Raw genomic sequence first — 15,394 nt, 5'->3', positions numbered from 1 at the left:
TCAGCCCAGCGCGTCGGGCAGGGTGCGGGTCCAGGTCTCGCGCAGGTCGCCGAGGTCGACCTCGAACTCCGCGCCGGAGTCGCCCGACACCGACAGCGCCGAGCCACCGGTCTCACCGAGCGCCGCGATCGGCACACCGTGGCGCTCCGCGAGACCGACGAGCGCGTCGGCGTCGTCCGGCGCGACCGTGACGAGCACGCGCGCGGCCGACTCGGAGAACAGAGCGACGAACGCGTCGCCCGGCACCTCCACCCGTGCGCCGACGGAGCGGCGCAGGCACGACTCCGCGAGCGCCTGGGCGAGGCCCCCCTCGGAGAGGTCGTGGGCGGAGGTGAGCAGACCGACGCCCTCGTGCAGCAGCTCGGCGAGCGAGCGCTCGGCCGCCAGCGAGACGGCGGGCGGGAGGCCGCCGAGGTGACCGTGCACGACGTGGGCCCACTCCGAGCCCGACAGCTCCTCGCGGGTCTCACCGAGCAGGAAGACCCGCTCGCCCTCGGCCTGGAAGCCGGTGGGGGTGCGCTTCGTGACGTCGTCGACGACCCCGAGCACCGCCACGACCGGGGTGGGCAGGATCGCCGTCGAGCCGGTCTGGTTGTAGAGGCTGACGTTGCCGCCCGTGACCGGGATGCCGAGCTCGAGGCAGGCGTCCTTGAGGCCCCGGCAAGCCTCGGCGAACTGCCACATGACGCCCGGGTCCTCGGGCGAGCCGAAGTTGAGGCAGTCGGAGATGGCGAGCGGCACCGCGCCGCCGGTCGCGACGTTGCGGTAGGACTCGGCGAGCGCGAGCTGCGCGCCGGCGTACGGGTCGAGGGCGGCGAAGCGGCCGTTGCAGTCGGTCGAGACCGAGACCCCGAGGCCGGTCTCCGCGTCGATGCGCACCATGCCGGAGTCGGAGGGCTGCGACAGGACGGTGTTGCCCTGGACGTAGCGGTCGTACTGGTCGGTGATCCAGGACTTGTCGCACAGGTTGGGGCTGCCGGCCAGGCGCAGCAGGGTCTCACGCAGCTCCGCACCGGTCGAGGGGCGCGGCAGCGACTCGGCGCCGTCGGCCTGCAGCGCGTCCTGCGCCTCGGGCCGCGCGTAGGGGCGGTGGTACGTCGGACCGTCGTGCGCGACCGAGCGGGGCGGCACGTCGACGACCCGCTCGCCGTGCCAGTCGATGTGGAGACGGCCGGTGTCGGTGACCTCGCCGACGACGGTCGCGTCGACCTCCCACTTGGCGCAGATCGCGAGGAAGCGGGCGACGTCGTCGGGCTCGACGACGGCCATCATCCGCTCCTGGGACTCGCTCATGAGGATCTCCTCGGGAGCGAGGGTGGAGTCGCGCAGCGGCACCTTGTCGAGGTCGACGTGCATGCCGCCGTCACCGGCCGAGGCGAGCTCGGAGGTGGCGCAGGAGAGCCCGGCACCGCCGAGGTCCTGGATGCCGGCGACGACGCCGGCGGCGAAGAGCTCGAGCGTGCACTCGATGAGCAGCTTCTCCATGAACGGGTCGCCGACCTGCACGGCCGGGCGCTTGGCGGGCCCGCCGTCCTCGAAGGTCTCGCTCGCGAGCACCGAGACGCCGCCGATGCCGTCGCCGCCGGTCCTGGCGCCGTAGAGGATGACCTGGTTGCCGGCACCGGACGCCTTGGCGAGGTGGAGGTCCTCGTGGCGCAGCACACCGACGCACAGGGCGTTGACGAGCGGGTTGCCGAGGTAGGTCGCGTCGAAGACGGCCTCGCCGCCGATGTTGGGCAGGCCGAGGCAGTTGCCGTAGCCGCCGACGCCCGCGACGATCCCGGGCAGCACCCGATGGGTGTCGTCGGCGTCGAGGGGGCCGAAGCGCAGCGGGTCCATCACCGCAACGGGGCGGGCACCCATGGCCAGGATGTCGCGCACGATGCCGCCGACCCCGGTGGCCGCGCCCTGGTAGGGCTCGACGAACGACGGGTGGTTGTGCGACTCGACCTTGAAGGTCACCGCGTAGCCCTGGCCGATGTCGATGACGCCGGCGTTCTCACCGATGCCGGCGAGCATCGCGCCGGCCGGCGTCTCCTGCGGGATCTCGGAGAACTGCTTGAGGTGGACCTTGGTCGACTTGTAGGAGCAGTGCTCGCTCCACATCACCGAGTACATCGCCAGCTCCGCCGAGGTCGGGCGGCGCCCGAGGATCTCGCGGATGCTGGCGTACTCGTCGGCCTTGAGCCCGAGGTCGGCCCACGGCTGCTGCCGCTGGGGGTCCTCGGCGGCGTGGGCGACGGTGTCGAGTCCGGTCACTGGGCTGGTCGTCGGGCCTGTCACAGAGGGCGCGGGCACGGCGGACAATCTACTGCGTCGCCACCCCGGTCACCTCGCCGACGGGGCGCGGTGAGAGCGCGGCCCGGTCCTCGGCGCTCAGGGCACCGGCCGCGGGGTAGGTCACCGTCGCGCTGTACGGCGCGGCAGCGTACATCGTGGCGAGCTTGGCCCGCCCGCCCTCGGTGGCGCCCCACGTGACGACGTCCGCAGTCGTGGTGGCGTCGCGCTGCAGGCCCTGACCGTCGTAGAACGCCTGCCCGTCCGCGACCGACGCCCACGCGAAGAGCCCGACCTGGGCGCGCGAGCCGTCGGCCAGGCGGTAGACGCACAGCACCCGGGTCGTCACGCCAGGGCCGCCCGCCGACGCCTTCCCGCAGCGCGCGTCCGCCAGGCCGGGGAAAACCCAGCGCAGCCCGGCCTCCCCGCTCGGCGCGCTGCACTGCGCGAGGTCGGTGGCGGCACTGCCGTCCCAGCAGGAGTACGCCGGCGCGGCGCTCGCGCTCTCCGAGGCCTCGGCGGGCGCCGACGACGAGGCGACGGGCTCCCGCGCGGTGCCCTGCTCGGGGTCGTCGCCACCCGTCACGAGCAGCACGACCGCCACGACGACGGCGACGAGCACCAACGCGACGACCGCGCCCACGACGTACGGCGGACGGCGGGTCGGAGTCCCCGGCACGCCGTACTCGCGCGGCGCGGGCAGGGGCGGGGAGGGGTGCGGCGGAGGCCAGCCTGAGGTGGGTGCCGGGTCTGCCACGCCTCAGGTGTACCCCACGTCAGGGCTGTCGGACCAACCCGTCCGCGACGACCTCGAGGAGCGAGCGCACCGTGGGCGCGTCGAGCTCGCTCTGGTCGGCGACCGTGGCGACGCCGCCGACGAGGCGGCACAGCTGCAGCGGCTCGACGCCGTCGCGCAGCACGCCGTCGTCGGTGAGCCGCTCGATGACGCGCTGGTTGGCCCCCGCGAGCACCTGGCACTTGCTGCGGATCGGCGACTCCGGGTCACCCATCGCGGTGGTGATCTTGGCGGGCCCGCCCCGGTGGAGGCTGATCAGGCCGACGTAGGTCTCGAGCCACGCCATGAGCACCGCCCGGCCGTCGCCCTCGTGGGCCAGCGCCTTGTCGACGGCGGTGTCGACGGAGTCGACCCACGACTGCATGACCGCGTCGACGAGGTCGTCACGGGTCGGGAAGTGCCGGTAGAGGGTGCCTGCGCCGACCTCGGCGCGCTTGGCGATCTCGTCGAGCGGGGCGTCGTAGCCCTGCTCGCGGAAGACCAGGCGCGCGACCTCGACGATGCGGTCTCGGTTGCGCTTCGCGTCGGCGCGCACGGGCGTGCTTCCTCTCGGTGCTTGCTAAACGGAGACACTCTCCGTATCGTTCTGGAGGGAAGCGGAGCCATCCTCCGGTTCAAAGAGTACCTCGCCCCTCGGGGGCAGAACAGGACCACACATCCATGTCTTCCGCCACCTTCGACGAGTCCACCGGGACGGTCCGCGACAGCAGCGACCACCCCGTCGACCTCCCCTCCGGCGCGGGACGCGCGGCCGCCGGCATCGCGATCGTCCTGGTCGCCCAGCTCATGCTCATCCTCGACGCGACCGTCGTGAACGTCGCCCTGCCCCACATCGACGCCGACCTCGGCTTCGGCCCCGCGTCGCTCTCGTGGGTGCTCAACGCCTACACCCTCGCCTTCGGCGGGCTGCTGCTCCTCGGCGGCCGCCTCGGTGACGTCTTCGGCCGCCGCCGTCTCTTCGAGGCCGGCCTCGCCGTCTTCACCGTCGCCTCCCTCGTCGGCGGTCTCGCCACCTCGCCCGACATGCTCGTCGCCTCCCGCGCCCTCCAGGGCGCCGGCGCCGCGCTCGCCGCCCCCGGCGTGCTCGCCCTGCTGACGACCAGCGCTCCCGACGAGCCTGCCCGGCTGCGGGCGCTCGCCCTGTTCGGCGCCGTCACCTCGGGCGGCATGTCCATCGGCCTGCTTCTCGGCGGCGCCGTGACCGACCTGGGCTCGTGGCGCTGGACGCTGTTCATCAACGTCCCGATCGGTCTCGCCGTCCTCGCCCTCACCCGCCGCTTCCTCGACGAGACCCCGCGCCGCCCCGGCCGCTTCGACCTCGTCGGCGCGGTGACCGCCACCGGCGGCGCGGTCGCGCTCGTGTGGACCCTCATCGGCGCCCCCGAGCACGGGTGGTCCTCCGTGCGCACCGTGCTGGGCTTCGTGGTCGCCGCCCTCCTGCTCGCCGCCCTCGTCTCGACCGAGCGCCGCGTGGAGCACCCGATGGTGCGGCCCGCCCTGCTGCGCAACCGCCGCCGCGTCGGCGCCCTGGCCGTCATCGGGCTGGTGGTCGCCGGTCAGCTGTCGATGTTCTTCCTCGTCGTGCAGTACGTCGAGGGCCAGCTCGGCTTCGGCCCGATGACCTCGGGTCTGGCGTTCCTGCCCCTGACGCTCGGCATCTTCACGATGTCGCGGGTCACGCCGCAGCTGCTCGGCCGCGTCGGTGCCCTGCCGATGATCGTCACGGGCACGACCGGCCTCGCCGCGAGCTTCGCCTGGCTGAGCACGCTCGGCGCCGGCGACGGCTACCTCAGCGGGCTCCTCGGCCCGATGCTGCTCAACGGCGTCTCGGCCGGCCTGGTCTTCATGCCCGTCACCTCTACCGTCCTCGGAGGCGTGGAGCCCGAGCACGCCGGCGCCGCCTCCGGTCTGCTGCAGACCTTCCAGCAGCTCGGTGGCGCGGTCGGCCTCGCGGTCATCGTGAGCGTCTTCGCCGCTCACACCGGGTCCGGTGCCTCCACCTCCTTCCTCGACGGCGCGCACGCGGCGTTCCTGGCCTCGGCCACTCTGGCCGCGCTGGCTCTCGTCGCCACGCTCCTGACGTTCGTCTCCCGCCGCCGCCCACTCGGTGGTTGAGGAGGTCCGTGAGGACCGTCTCGAAACCACTCCGCGTCGGGAGTGGTTTCGAGACAGGACTTTGTCCTTCCTCAACCACCGTTGCCGGAACCGGCTCAACCACGCCGGTTAGGGCGTTCCGAACTACAGTCTTGTAATTAGACCCGTCGGCGTGACGGGTGTGACTGGTGTGACTTACGGTCGTGGCGGACCCCGGCCCACCGACTCCCACAAGGAGCCCTCGTCATGCCTCGCCGCACCCGTCTCGCCGTCCTGACCGCCGTCCTCGGAGCGGCCCTCGTGGGCCTGCAACCAGCTCCCGCGGGCGCGCTCGGGACGGCGACCACGACCCCCACCGTCCTCGCCGCCAAGGCCACGAACCCGGTCACCCCGGGCGCCTTCACCGGCTACGGCTTCGACCAGTGCCTCACCCCCGAGCAGTACAAGATGGACGCCTGGCTCGCCGCGTCGCCGTTCCGCGCCGTGGGGGTCTACACCTCCGGCGCCTCGCGCGCCTGCCGCGACCAGCCCAACCTCACCTCGACCTGGGTCGCGACCCAGCTCGCGAAGGGGTGGGAGATCCTGCCGATCACCCTCGGCCCGCAGGCCTTCTGCAACCCGCGCTTCCCGCGCTACGGCGAGGCGGTCGTCAACGGCTCGGCCGGTGCCGACGGCAGCTACTCCGCCGCCCTCGCCCAGGGCCGCGCCGAGGCCTCCACGGCTGTCGCCGCCGCCCAGGCGCTCGGCATCGTGCCCGGCAGCACCCTCTGGTACGACATGGAGGGCTACGACTCCAAGAACACCGCCTGCCGCGAGTCCGCCCTGTCGTTCATGAGCGGCTGGACCCAGGGGATCAAGTCGCTCGGCTACGTCTCCGGCGTCTACTCCAGCGCCGGGTCCGGCATCAAGGACCTCGACGACGCCCGCGTGCTGCGCCCGGGTCGCTTCACCATGCCCGACCAGATCTGGATCGCCCGCTGGGACGGCGTCGCCAACACCTCGACGACCTACATCCGTGAGGACGGCTGGCGTCCCGGCGGCCGCATGAAGCAGTACAAGGGCGGCCACAACGAGACCTGGGGCGGGGTGACGATCAACATCGACAGCAACTACCTCGAGCTCGGCGCCACCACGCCGACCGCTCCGGTGACCCCGCCGACCACCGCCTGCAACGGCACCCAGATCGACCTGGCCAACTACTCGCGCATCAAGGCGCCGACCCGCACGGCCAAGCCGGACGGTGCGCAGGTCGCCGCGCTCAAGTGCCTGCTCAAGCAGCAGGGCCTCTTCAAGGGCAAGACGAAGGGCGCCTGGAGCGAGCGGCTCACCAAGGCCGTGAAGAAGTGGCAGAAGCGCGCCGGCTTGAAGAAGACCGCGATGTTCTCGCGCAAAGCGTGGATGGTGCTGCTCGCCGCCGGCCCGACCCCGACGCTCACCACCGGCAGCACGGGCGAGGACGTCAAGCGTCTCCAGCGCACCCTCAACGCCGCCTCGCCGCGCTACGGGCTGCCGGTCACCGGCAGCTACGACACCGCGACCGACGCGGCCGTGCGCACCTGGCAGGCCAAGCACGGCATCGCCGCCACCGGCTCTCTCGGGGCTGACTCCTGGACTCTGCTGCAGGCCGGCAAGCGCTGACCGTCGTAGCGACGGTCCGGCGTACGCCGGCAGTCCGGTCCGCGGGGGGTCTCCGCGGACCGGCGGGGAAGGCGGGTGGTCGCGAGCGTGCACCGGGTGGGGACCCGGACCGCTCGCGACCGCCCCGCCGTACGCCGACCCGGCGTGAAGTGCTGTCAGACGTACGCCGACCCGGCGGAAAGTGCTGTCAGACGTACGCCGACCCGGCATGAAGTGCTGAGGAATCCTCAGCACTCTGCGCCGGGTCGATGCCTTCGCAGCCGCACTCTGCGCCGGGTCGGCGTACAACCAGCAGCACTCTGCGCCGGGTCGGCGTACGTCCAGCAGCACTCTGCGCCGGGTCGGCGTACGTCCAGCAGCACTCTGCGCCGGGTCGGCGTGCGGGCTCAGGCGGAGACGGTGGCCAGCCAGTCGGCGGTGAGCGAGGTGAAGAAGCCGATGCCGTCGGTGCCGGCACCGGTGAGCTCCTCGACGCAGTGCTCGGGGTGGGGCATCAGGCCGACGACGTTGCCGCGGGCGTTGGTGATGCCGGCGATGTCGCGCAGCGAGCCGTTGGGGTTGCCGTCGAGGTAGCGGGCCACGACCTGCCCCTCCCCCTCGAGCCGGTCGAGGGTCGCCTCGTCGGCGACGAAGCCGCCCTCGCCGTTCTTGAGCACGATGGTGATCTCGTCGCCCTCGGCGTAGGCCGAGGTCCACGCGGTCGAGGCGTTCTCGATGCGCAGGCGCTGGTCGCGGCAGACGAAGCGGCGGTGGTCGTTGCGGATCAGCGCGCCGGGGAGCAGGTGCGACTCGCAGAGGATCTGGAAGCCGTTGCAGATGCCCAGCACCGGCATACCGCGTCCGGCCGCCTCGATCACCTCGCTCATCACCGGCGAGAAGCGGGAGATCGCGCCGCAGCGCAGGTAGTCGCCGTAGGAGAACCCGCCCGGCAGCACCACGGCGTCGACGCCGCGCAGGTCGTGGTCGCCGTGCCAGAGCGCGACGGCCTCGTGGCCGCCGATGCGCACCGCGCGCTGGGCGTCGACGTCGTCGAGCGAGCCCGGGAAGGTGACGACGCCGATCTTCACGCGCTCTGCTCCACGCCCTGCTCGACGCGGACCTCGAAGTTCTCGATCACGGGGTTGGACAGCAGCGTCTCGGCCATCTCGTGCACCTGGGCGAGCACCGCGTCGGTCACCTCACCGGCGACCTCGAGCTCGAAGCGCTTGCCCTGACGCACGTCGACGACCCCCTGGAACCCGAGGCGGGGCAGCGCTCCGAGCACCGCCTTGCCCTGGGGGTCGAGGATCTCGGGCTTGGGCATGACGTCGACGACGACCTTGGGCACGCGCCGATCCTAAGCCGTGTCGCCCCCGTCGTCGGGATCGAGGATGGTCGCATCGCCGTACGCCGAGGGCGGGGCCGCGTCGTCGGCCTGGGCCGCCACCTGGGCCGACAGGGCCAGCACGACCGCCGAGGCGGTCAGGCCGGCGGTGTGCAGGACGCGGCGGCGAGGGGTCATGACCGCCAGGGTGACGGCCGAACCCGTGCGGAGGCTGAGAGCGAGCGGTCGGGCTCACAGGCAACGCACAGGGGCCTCGGGCAGACTGGCGTCATGAGCATGGGCATGGGCACGCCGGCACCGGGTCGACCGGGCACCTCTCCGCTGGGGCTGGACTTCCCGCAGTCGCTGGCCGTCTACGACGACTACGCCGCCGCGCAGAAGGCCGTGGACTTCCTCTCCGACAGCAAGTTCCCGGTCGAGCAGTGCATGATCGTCGGCACCGACCTGAAGCGGATCGAGCGCATCACCGGGCGGCTCACCACCTCCCGTGTCGCGGTGGGCGGCCTGCTCTCGGGGCTGTGGCTCGGTGTCTTCGTCGGCCTCGTGCTCTCGCTGTTCTCCGACGGGGAGAGCTTCTGGACCACGGTCGTCGCGACCACCATCTTCGGTGGCGCCTTCGGCATCATCTGGGCCCTCGTCGGCTACGCCGCCACCCGCGGCCAGCGCGACTTCTCCTCGGTCACCCAGGTCGTCGCCACGAAGTACGAGGTGCTCGTCGAGCACAAGAGCGCCGCTCAGGCCCGCGAGCTGCTCGCCCAGCTCCCCGGCGGGACGCCGAACCCGTTCGCCTGACCCGGGCATGAGTTTCACCGGGTACCCGGTGGAACTCACGCTTCCCACACGAAACTTCGTACGGGAAGCGCCAGTTCTGTCACGGCAGTCGGCGATGAGCGCCCAGCCGGCCGCCGCAGCACACTGACCCGACCGAACTCGCGCTTCCCTCACGAAACTTCGTGCGGGGAGCACCAGTTTCACCGGGTACCCGGTGAAACTGGTGGCCTGCGCTACCTCTGCCCGTACCGCTCCCGGTCCAGCTCGGAGGCGAGCCGCTGCTGACGGGCACGCTGGACGATCGAGATGACCAGCCCGAGGCCGAGGCCGGCCACGAGGGGGCCGAGCACCGCCCAGGTGCCGGAGCCGCTCATCGAGGAGCCCTCGACCCAGCCCAGCCCCTGAGCGGTCCAGAGGACGCCGACGACGATCATCAGCAGGCCGATGACGACGCCGGCGACCCGGCCGAGGGTGATCGAGCGGGTGATCGAGCCCACGACCTCAGGACAGCTCGCGCTTGAGGATCTTGCCCGTCGCGGTCATCGGAAGCTGCGGCACGAACTCCACGATGCGCGGGTACTTGTAGCCCGCCATCTGCTCCTTCGACCAGGCGACCAGCTCGTCCTCGGTGAGCTCGGCGCCGTCCTCGAGGATGACGACGGCCTTGACCTCCTCGCCGTGCGAGTCGTGGGGTACGCCGATCACGGCGGCCAGGGAGACCGCGGGGTGCGACATCAGCACCTCCTCGATCTCGCGGGGGTACACGTTGTAGCCGCCGCGGATGATCATGTCCTTGGACCGGTCGACGATGTAGTACCAGCCGTCGGCGTCGCGGCGGCCGAGGTCGCCGGAGCGGAACCAGCCGTCCTGGATCGCCTCGTCGGTCGCCTCGGGGCGGCCGTAGTAGCCCTTCATGATGTTGTGGCCCTTGATGGCGATCTCGCCGACCGCGTCGGGGTCGCTGTCGTCGGCGTTGACCTCCTCCCACGACTCCGGCTCGATCAGCTTCATCTCGACCCCGGGGATCGGCTTGCCGATCGAGCCGACGCGCGGCGGCTCGCCGTACACCGAGAACGACGCCACGGGCGAGGTCTCGGACAGGCCGTAGCCCTCCAGGATCGTGACGCCGAACTTCTCCTCGAAGTTCTTGTGCACCTCGACCGGCAGGGCCGAGCCGCCGGCCGCGGCGACGCGGAGCTGCTTCGCGATCTGGGTGACGTCGACGGAGTCGCCGGCCTCCTTGAGCGCGCCGAGCAGGCCCCAGTACATCGTCGGCACGCCGGCGAAGAACGTCACGCCCTCCGACTGCATGAGCTGCAGCGCGGGGCCGGCCTCGAAGCGCGGCAGCATCACGACGGTGCCGCCGAACGCCACGCCGGCGTTCTGGATGACGGTCTGGCCGAAGGAGTGGAACAGCGGCAGCACGCACAGGAACGTGTCGGGCTTCTCGGCGTCGGCGCCGAAGATGTCGGCACCGGCGAGCGCGTTGTCGCGCATGTTGCGGTGGCGCAGCTCGGCGCCCTTGGGCTGGCCGGTCGTGCCGGAGGTGTAGAGGATGACCGCGGTGTCGTCCTCGTCGGTCCCGACGGTCTCGAAGCGCGGCGACTGCTCGGCCACGGCCTGACCGAGGGTCTCGGTGCCCTCGATGGGGCTGGGCGCCGACGGGTCGACGGTGATGAGGAAGAAGTGCTCGCAGCCGGGCGTCTGCTCGAAGCCGGCGTGGCCCTCCTGACCGATCGGCAGCTCGGGGGTGCCCTGGAAGCAGAAGTAGGCCTTCGCGTCGGAGTCGGCGAGGTGGTAGGCCACCTCGCGGCCCTTGAGCAGCACGTTGAGCGGGACGACGGTGGCGCCGGCCTTGAGGATGCCCCAGTAGACGATCGAGAAGTAGGGCAGGTTGGCGCAGCTCAGCGCGACCTTGTCGCCGGGCTGGATGCCGCGGCTGGCGAGCAGGTTGGCGACCTGGTCGGCCGCGCCGCGCAGCTGCGCGTAGGTCAGCCGGGCGCCGGCGGCCGGGAAGACGATCGCCTCCCTCTCGGCGTACTTCTCGGCGCTGTCGTCGAGCAGGCTGGCGAGGTTGAACGTCGCGGACACGTGGCCTCCGTCACTGGTGTGGGTGAGGCAAACCTACTGGCCGGTCACAGGCGCGTCAGCAGCTCGCTCCGAGAACGAGCCCCGCGCCTCCGCGGAGAGCCACTGCGAGAAGTCCTCGCCGGTCAGCTCGCCGAGCAGCGCGATGTCGTCGGCGAAGTGGTGGACCAGCCGCGCGCGGACGGCCGGGTCGAGCCGCGGGCGGTGGGCGCTGCCGGTGGCGAGCTGGCCGATCAGCGGCTCGCTGACCCGGCGCCAGACCTCCGGCGGGGCGAACTGGCCCAGCCACGCACCCGCCCGCACGACCGGTCCGAGCACGTCGGTGCGCCACCCCGGCTCGGCGTAGGTGTGGACGTTGTCGCGCGGGATCGACTCGAGGCCGGTCCCCTCGATGCCGAGGAACGCGCAGACCCGGTCGACGGTGGCGCGTGGCGCCTCGACGATGTCGCGGTAGCGCACGACCAGCACCCGCTCGGGGTCGACGTAGCGGTAGAGGTGCTCGAGCTGGCGGCCGTAGAACCCGAGGTCGCGGTAGCGCCAGAACGGCGCCCACCCGGCATCGATGCGCTCGGGCTGCTTGCCGAACGCCACCTCGAAGTCCCCCACGGGCTCGAGGCCGTCGGACCACAGGTGCATCCAGTTGCTGTACGCGCGGTCGACCGGGTCGCGGACCACCGCGATCAGCTTCACGTGCGGCAGGTGCTCGGCGATCCGTCGCTGCGCGGGGTAGGACCACAGGTAGAACGGCGTGCTCTCGCCGCGCACCTGGTGCTCGCCGGCAGGCTCGAAGAGCCGCTCGTAGTCCGAGAGCCGCCACACCCACTCCTGCTGGGAGTGCGCGTCGCCCGGGCCGACCCAGTGCGGCGGCGGGGCGTCGCCGCACATCCAGTACTTCGGCTCCTTGGGCGTCGTCGTGAACACCGCGGGGTGGAGCGTGAGCGCGGCGTGCAGCGCCGTCGTGCCGGCCTTGGGCGCGCCGATGATGAGGAAGTCCGGGCGGGGCTGGCGCACGGGATTGAGTCTAGTAGGTCAGTAGACATTGATGGCAAGAGCCACCCGCCGCTGGTTGAGGAGGCCGGCTACGGCTGCTCGAAACCCCATCGGCGGACGTGGTTTCGAGACAGGACTTCGTCCTTCCTCAACCACCGCGGCGAGGGCCACGAGAATCAGTCCTGCGGCGGGAGGCGGCGCTCGTGGGCGTCGAGCCGGGCGGCGAGGTCGTCGAGGCGCGCGAGGATCTCCTCGTCGCGGGAGGCCTCGCGCTCGTCGCTGGTCTCGGTGTCGTCGCGCACGAAGATCGCGGCGAGAGCGGCGCTGACCAGCGAGAGCATCAGGAAGCCGACGACCATCAGCCCCACCGACAGCACGAGTCCGCCGGTGGTCTCGGGCGGGCCGTGGATGTAGCCCGCGGTGGTCATCAGCGCGACGGCCCACAGGACGCCCTGGCCGAAGCTGCCGACCGTCCTGGACTCCAGCGGCGCCGGCTCCCGCGCCGGCGAGCAGCACGACGAGCCCGGCGAGCAGCGCCGGGAGGATCCACCGGGAGCGGCGTCGGACCCGCGCCGGGACGGGCGGCAGGTGCGGCCGCCGCGGCGCGTCAGGCGCGGGCGTCGCCGCCCCAGTTGGCGAGCTTGGTCGCGATGGCGCGGAGGTCCTCGCGCCAGACGTCCTCGGGGCCCGGCGGGATGATGTCGTCCCATTCGGTCGTCGGCGAGCCGAGCACCGTGGAGAGCCGGGCGGTGCGGCCGAGGAACCAGATGTGCATGTGGGCCCCGCCGTCGCCGATGCGCATCGTGTGGCAGCGGCCGATGTTGGGCAGCGCCTCGATGATGCGCACGAGCCGGTTGGTGATGCGGCCGTACTCCGAGGCGAGGTCGTCGTCGAGCTGGCCGAAGTCGAGGTGCTCGCGCGGCTCGAGCATCAGGACGACCGGCAGGCCGCTGGGACCGCCGGGGTGGGAGAGCGTCCAGTGCTCGTCCTCCCACACGATCCGCTCGGGATCGGCGCCGTTGGCGCACAGCCCGCACGGCTTGTCGGGGCTCTCACCCCAGCGCGGCGCCTCGTCGGCCGGCGGCGGCAGCTGCCGCGGGACGATCTGCCCGTCGACCACCGTCCACGGGAACACGTCCCAGCCGCCCTGCGGTGGCATCGGCAGGTGGCCGCTCCCCGCAGCGTCGAGGACTCGGGCGTGGACCTGCTCGGCAGTCTCGGCCATGCCCCTCACCCTCTCAGGGTCCACGGACGGGCCGCACCGCGGGCCCCACCCGCAGGGGTCAATACCCTGGTGTCGTGGCCGACCTCTCGCTCCCGCCCGCACCCGAGATCGACGGCGCGCGCCACCTGCACTCGGGCAAGGTGCGCGACCTCTACGAGCTGACCGAGGGCCCGCACGCCGGTCAGCTCCTGATGGTCGCCAGCGACCGGATCTCCATCTTCGACTTCGTGCTCGACTCGACCATCCCCGACAAGGGCGAGGTGCTGACCCGGCTCTCACTGTGGTGGTTCGACCAGCTCGCCGACCTGGTGCCCCACCACGTGCTGTCGACCGACGTACCGGCCTCCGTCGTGGGCCGCGCGGTCGTGTGCGAGCGGCTCGCGATGCACCCCGTCGAGTGCGTGGCCCGGGGCTACCTCACCGGCTCGGGGCTGCTCGACTACGACGCCACCGGTGAGGTCTGCGGCGTCCCGCTGCCGCCGGGCCTCGTCGACGGCAGCCGGCTGCCGGAGCCGATCTTCACCCCGGCGACCAAGGCCGAGCTGGGCGAGCACGACGAGAACGTCGACTTCGACGCCGTCGTCGCGACCGTCGGCGCCGAGCAGGCAGCCGAGCTGCGCGACCTCACGCTGCGGGTCTACGCCCGGGCCGAGGGCATCGCGCGCGAGCGCGGGATCGTGCTGGCCGACACCAAGCTGGAGTTCGGCGCGCGACCCGACGGCACGACGGTGCTCGGCGACGAGGTGCTGACCCCGGACTCGTCGCGGTTCTGGCCGGCCGACGCGTGGACGCCGGGCCGCGCGCAGCCGTCGTACGACAAGCAGATCGTGCGCAACTGGGCGCTCTCGGCCGAGTCCGGCTGGGACCGCGCCTCCGGGGAGGCCCCTCCCCCGCTGCCGCCGGAGGTCGTGGAGCGCACGCGCGCGAGGTACGTCGAGGCCTACGAGCTCCTGACCGGGGAGCGGTTCTGATGCCGGGCCTGGGCGCGAAGGTCTCCTTCCCGGTCCCGCGCGAGGTCGCCTTCGACTACCTCGCCGACCCCGCCAACCGGCCGGAGTGGCAGTCGTCGCTGGCGCGGGTCTCCGCGATCAGCGGCCCGGTCGCCGTCGGCCAGACCTGGGTCGACGAGACCGTCCCCGGTCTCAAGCCGCAGATGCGCACGACCGAGCTCGACCGCCCCTCGCGCTGGTCGGAGTCGGGCACCTGGCGCTTCGTGCGCGCCGACCTGACGCTGACCTTCGAGCCGGCGCCGCAGGGCTGCACCGTGGCCTACCGGTTCCGCATCGTCGCCCTCGGTCCGATCGGGCTCCTCGCGACCGCCGCCTCGGTGCCGGCGGTCGGCCTCGACCTCAGGAAGGCCGCGAAGATCCTGGGAGGCTGCTGATCAATGGGGGTGGATGGCAGCGTCGTCCCGGTGCGTGCACGAGTGGTGCCGACGAGGGAGCCGTGCCGGAGGCACGGCGACTGAGGAGAAGCCGCTCGGGTGCGTGCCGGGGCGGGGCTGACGCCGCCCCTTGCCATTGATCAGCAGTCTCCTAGACGTCGCTCATTGCGCTGACCTCGGGCAGCCTGACGCTCACCCGGGCCTCGGTCACGGGGCCGCCGGGCACCTGCACGCGCGCCCAGAGCCGAGCCGTCCCGGTGGCGAGCAGCCGGCGCGTGGTCAGCTGCGCCAGCGGTGGGCAGTACGCCGCCTCGAGGTCCGCGGGCAGCCGTCCGACCTGCGCGGGCCCGACGAGCACGGCGACGCCGTTCGGCGCGGCGGGGTCCCAGGGGTTCGGCACCAGCCGCACCACCTGCCCCTCGAGCTCGGTGCCCTCGGGCGTGGGCGCGACCCCCGTGGCGGCGTACACCCCGGCGATGCGGGGCAGGTCGGCCGGCGCGACGACGAGCTCGGCGCTCGCCGACAGCGGGTGGCGCGGCGGCTCGTCGCCGCACGAGGCGGCGACCGAGGCGAAGGTCGGCGTCTGCGAGCCCAGCGAGGTGTTCTGGTTGACCCACTTCCCGAGCGCGGTGAAGCCCTTGGCCACCCCGTCGGCGAGCTGCGCGCCCGCCGCGCTGAGCTGGTCGGTGGTCGTCGCCGGCCTGGGCGAGCAGTGCTCGGTCCACGCCGCGCCGTCCCACCAGCGCAGCTGGGTCGCGTCCTGGGGGTCGGCGTACCACCCCGCCGGTGTCTGCGTCACGGGCTCAG

At 72.5% G+C, this 15,394-nt stretch carries 17 protein-coding genes; 5 read left to right on the top strand and 12 right to left on the bottom strand.

Annotated features, from left to right (window positions below):
• The 3 genes from purL to GRQ65_RS11075 are packed head-to-tail and all read right to left on the bottom strand — an operon-like array spanning position 1 to position 3,608.
• Positions 1 to 2,259 (bottom strand): phosphoribosylformylglycinamidine synthase subunit PurL, encoded by a 2,259-nt coding sequence (purL, locus tag GRQ65_RS11085; protein WP_160878034.1) that lies wholly within the window; start codon positions 2,257 to 2,259, stop codon positions 1 to 3.
• A gap of 49 nt (positions 2,260 to 2,308) precedes the next feature.
• Entirely contained in the window at positions 2,309 to 3,034 is a 726-nt protein-coding gene (locus GRQ65_RS11080) for a hypothetical protein (RefSeq protein WP_160878033.1), read from the bottom strand.
• A 19-nt stretch (positions 3,035 to 3,053) separates the two neighbouring features.
• Entirely contained in the window at positions 3,054 to 3,608 is a 555-nt protein-coding gene (locus GRQ65_RS11075) for a TetR family transcriptional regulator (RefSeq protein WP_160878032.1), read from the bottom strand.
• A gap of 125 nt (positions 3,609 to 3,733) precedes the next feature.
• Here GRQ65_RS11075 and GRQ65_RS11070 point away from each other — a divergent pair, with 125 nt between their 5' ends.
• Together GRQ65_RS11070 and GRQ65_RS11065 are read left to right on the top strand one after the other, a co-directional pair.
• Positions 3,734 to 5,188 carry an MFS transporter gene (locus GRQ65_RS11070; protein ID WP_160878031.1) on the top strand — a complete coding sequence of 485 codons (1,455 nt, stop codon included), beginning with the start codon at positions 3,734 to 3,736 and terminating at the stop codon, positions 5,186 to 5,188.
• A 225-nt stretch (positions 5,189 to 5,413) separates the two neighbouring features.
• Positions 5,414 to 6,805 carry a glycoside hydrolase domain-containing protein gene (locus GRQ65_RS11065; protein ID WP_160878030.1) on the top strand — a complete coding sequence of 464 codons (1,392 nt, stop codon included), beginning with the start codon at positions 5,414 to 5,416 and terminating at the stop codon, positions 6,803 to 6,805.
• A 386-nt stretch (positions 6,806 to 7,191) separates the two neighbouring features.
• Here GRQ65_RS11065 and purQ read toward each other — a convergent pair whose 3' ends face one another.
• The 3 genes from purQ to GRQ65_RS11050 are packed head-to-tail and all read right to left on the bottom strand — an operon-like array spanning position 7,192 to position 8,306.
• A complete protein-coding gene (purQ, locus tag GRQ65_RS11060; protein WP_160878029.1) occupies positions 7,192 to 7,872 on the bottom strand; it encodes a phosphoribosylformylglycinamidine synthase subunit PurQ in 681 nt (226 codons plus the stop codon).
• A complete protein-coding gene (gene purS, locus GRQ65_RS11055) occupies positions 7,869 to 8,132 on the bottom strand; it encodes a phosphoribosylformylglycinamidine synthase subunit PurS (RefSeq protein ID WP_160878028.1) in 264 nt (87 codons plus the stop codon). The genes purQ and purS overlap by 4 nt, the downstream gene beginning before the upstream one ends.
• Positions 8,133 to 8,141: 9 nt before the next feature.
• A complete protein-coding gene (locus GRQ65_RS11050; RefSeq protein WP_160878027.1) occupies positions 8,142 to 8,306 on the bottom strand; it encodes a hypothetical protein in 165 nt (54 codons plus the stop codon).
• A 105-nt stretch (positions 8,307 to 8,411) separates the two neighbouring features.
• Between GRQ65_RS11050 and GRQ65_RS11045 the strand changes: the two genes are divergently transcribed.
• Positions 8,412 to 8,921: a YflT domain-containing protein gene (locus GRQ65_RS11045; RefSeq protein WP_160878232.1), complete on the top strand. Its 510-nt coding sequence runs from the start codon at positions 8,412 to 8,414 to the stop codon at positions 8,919 to 8,921.
• A 212-nt stretch (positions 8,922 to 9,133) separates the two neighbouring features.
• Here the strand turns inward: GRQ65_RS11045 and GRQ65_RS11040 are convergent, their stop codons facing one another.
• The 5 genes from GRQ65_RS11040 to GRQ65_RS11020 all read right to left on the bottom strand — a co-directional run bounded on the left by GRQ65_RS11040 (position 9,134) and on the right by GRQ65_RS11020 (position 13,203).
• Positions 9,134 to 9,397, bottom strand: coding sequence for a hypothetical protein (locus tag GRQ65_RS11040; RefSeq protein ID WP_202387961.1), 264 nt, complete (start codon positions 9,395 to 9,397; stop codon positions 9,134 to 9,136).
• A gap of 4 nt (positions 9,398 to 9,401) precedes the next feature.
• Positions 9,402 to 10,991: an AMP-binding protein gene (locus GRQ65_RS11035; protein WP_160878026.1), complete on the bottom strand. Its 1,590-nt coding sequence runs from the start codon at positions 10,989 to 10,991 to the stop codon at positions 9,402 to 9,404.
• A 33-nt stretch (positions 10,992 to 11,024) separates the two neighbouring features.
• Positions 11,025 to 11,999, bottom strand: a complete 975-nt coding sequence (locus GRQ65_RS11030) for a sulfotransferase (protein WP_160878025.1) — start codon at positions 11,997 to 11,999, stop codon at positions 11,025 to 11,027.
• 155 nt (positions 12,000 to 12,154) lie between these two features.
• Positions 12,155 to 12,406, bottom strand: coding sequence for a hypothetical protein (locus GRQ65_RS11025; RefSeq protein ID WP_160878024.1), 252 nt, complete (start codon positions 12,404 to 12,406; stop codon positions 12,155 to 12,157).
• A 179-nt stretch (positions 12,407 to 12,585) separates the two neighbouring features.
• A complete protein-coding gene (locus tag GRQ65_RS11020; RefSeq protein ID WP_160878023.1) occupies positions 12,586 to 13,203 on the bottom strand; it encodes an HIT family protein in 618 nt (205 codons plus the stop codon).
• A gap of 74 nt (positions 13,204 to 13,277) precedes the next feature.
• On the opposite strand from GRQ65_RS11020, the gene GRQ65_RS11015 reads away from it, so the two are divergent.
• Complete coding sequence (locus GRQ65_RS11015) at positions 13,278 to 14,174, top strand: phosphoribosylaminoimidazolesuccinocarboxamide synthase (protein WP_160878022.1); 897 nt, start codon at positions 13,278 to 13,280, stop codon at positions 14,172 to 14,174.
• Positions 14,174 to 14,587: an SRPBCC family protein gene (locus GRQ65_RS11010; protein WP_160878021.1), complete on the top strand. Its 414-nt coding sequence runs from the start codon at positions 14,174 to 14,176 to the stop codon at positions 14,585 to 14,587. The genes GRQ65_RS11015 and GRQ65_RS11010 overlap by 1 nt, the downstream gene beginning before the upstream one ends.
• Positions 14,588 to 14,738: 151 nt before the next feature.
• Here GRQ65_RS11010 and GRQ65_RS11005 read toward each other — a convergent pair whose 3' ends face one another.
• Complete coding sequence (locus tag GRQ65_RS11005) at positions 14,739 to 15,386, bottom strand: DUF2510 domain-containing protein (RefSeq protein WP_160878020.1); 648 nt, start codon at positions 15,384 to 15,386, stop codon at positions 14,739 to 14,741.
• Positions 15,387 to 15,394: the final 8 nt, after the last annotated feature.

This window comes from Nocardioides flavescens, from assembly GCF_009823805.1.
Classification (GTDB): domain Bacteria; phylum Actinomycetota; class Actinomycetes; order Propionibacteriales; family Nocardioidaceae; genus Nocardioides; species Nocardioides flavescens.
The sequence above is the reverse complement of the archived record's forward strand: the minus strand, read 5'-3'. Positions and strand labels throughout refer to the sequence as shown.

Bases quoted from the DNA above. Each gene is read 5' to 3' on its own strand.
- GRQ65_RS11070 (WP_160878031.1), top strand. From the start codon at position 3,734: ATGTCTTCCGCCACCTTCGACGAGTCCACCGGGACGGTCCGCGACAGC.
- GRQ65_RS11065 (WP_160878030.1), top strand. From the start codon at position 5,414: ATGCCTCGCCGCACCCGTCTCGCCGTCCTGACCGCCGTCCTCGGAGCG.
- GRQ65_RS11050 (WP_160878027.1), bottom strand. From the start codon at position 8,306: ATGACCCCTCGCCGCCGCGTCCTGCACACCGCCGGCCTGACCGCCTCG.
- GRQ65_RS11045 (WP_160878232.1), top strand. From the start codon at position 8,412: ATGGGCACGCCGGCACCGGGTCGACCGGGCACCTCTCCGCTGGGGCTG.
- GRQ65_RS11025 (WP_160878024.1), bottom strand. From the start codon at position 12,406: ATGACCACCGCGGGCTACATCCACGGCCCGCCCGAGACCACCGGCGGA.
- GRQ65_RS11020 (WP_160878023.1), bottom strand. From the start codon at position 13,203: ATGGCCGAGACTGCCGAGCAGGTCCACGCCCGAGTCCTCGACGCTGCG.
- GRQ65_RS11010 (WP_160878021.1), top strand. From the start codon at position 14,174: ATGCCGGGCCTGGGCGCGAAGGTCTCCTTCCCGGTCCCGCGCGAGGTC.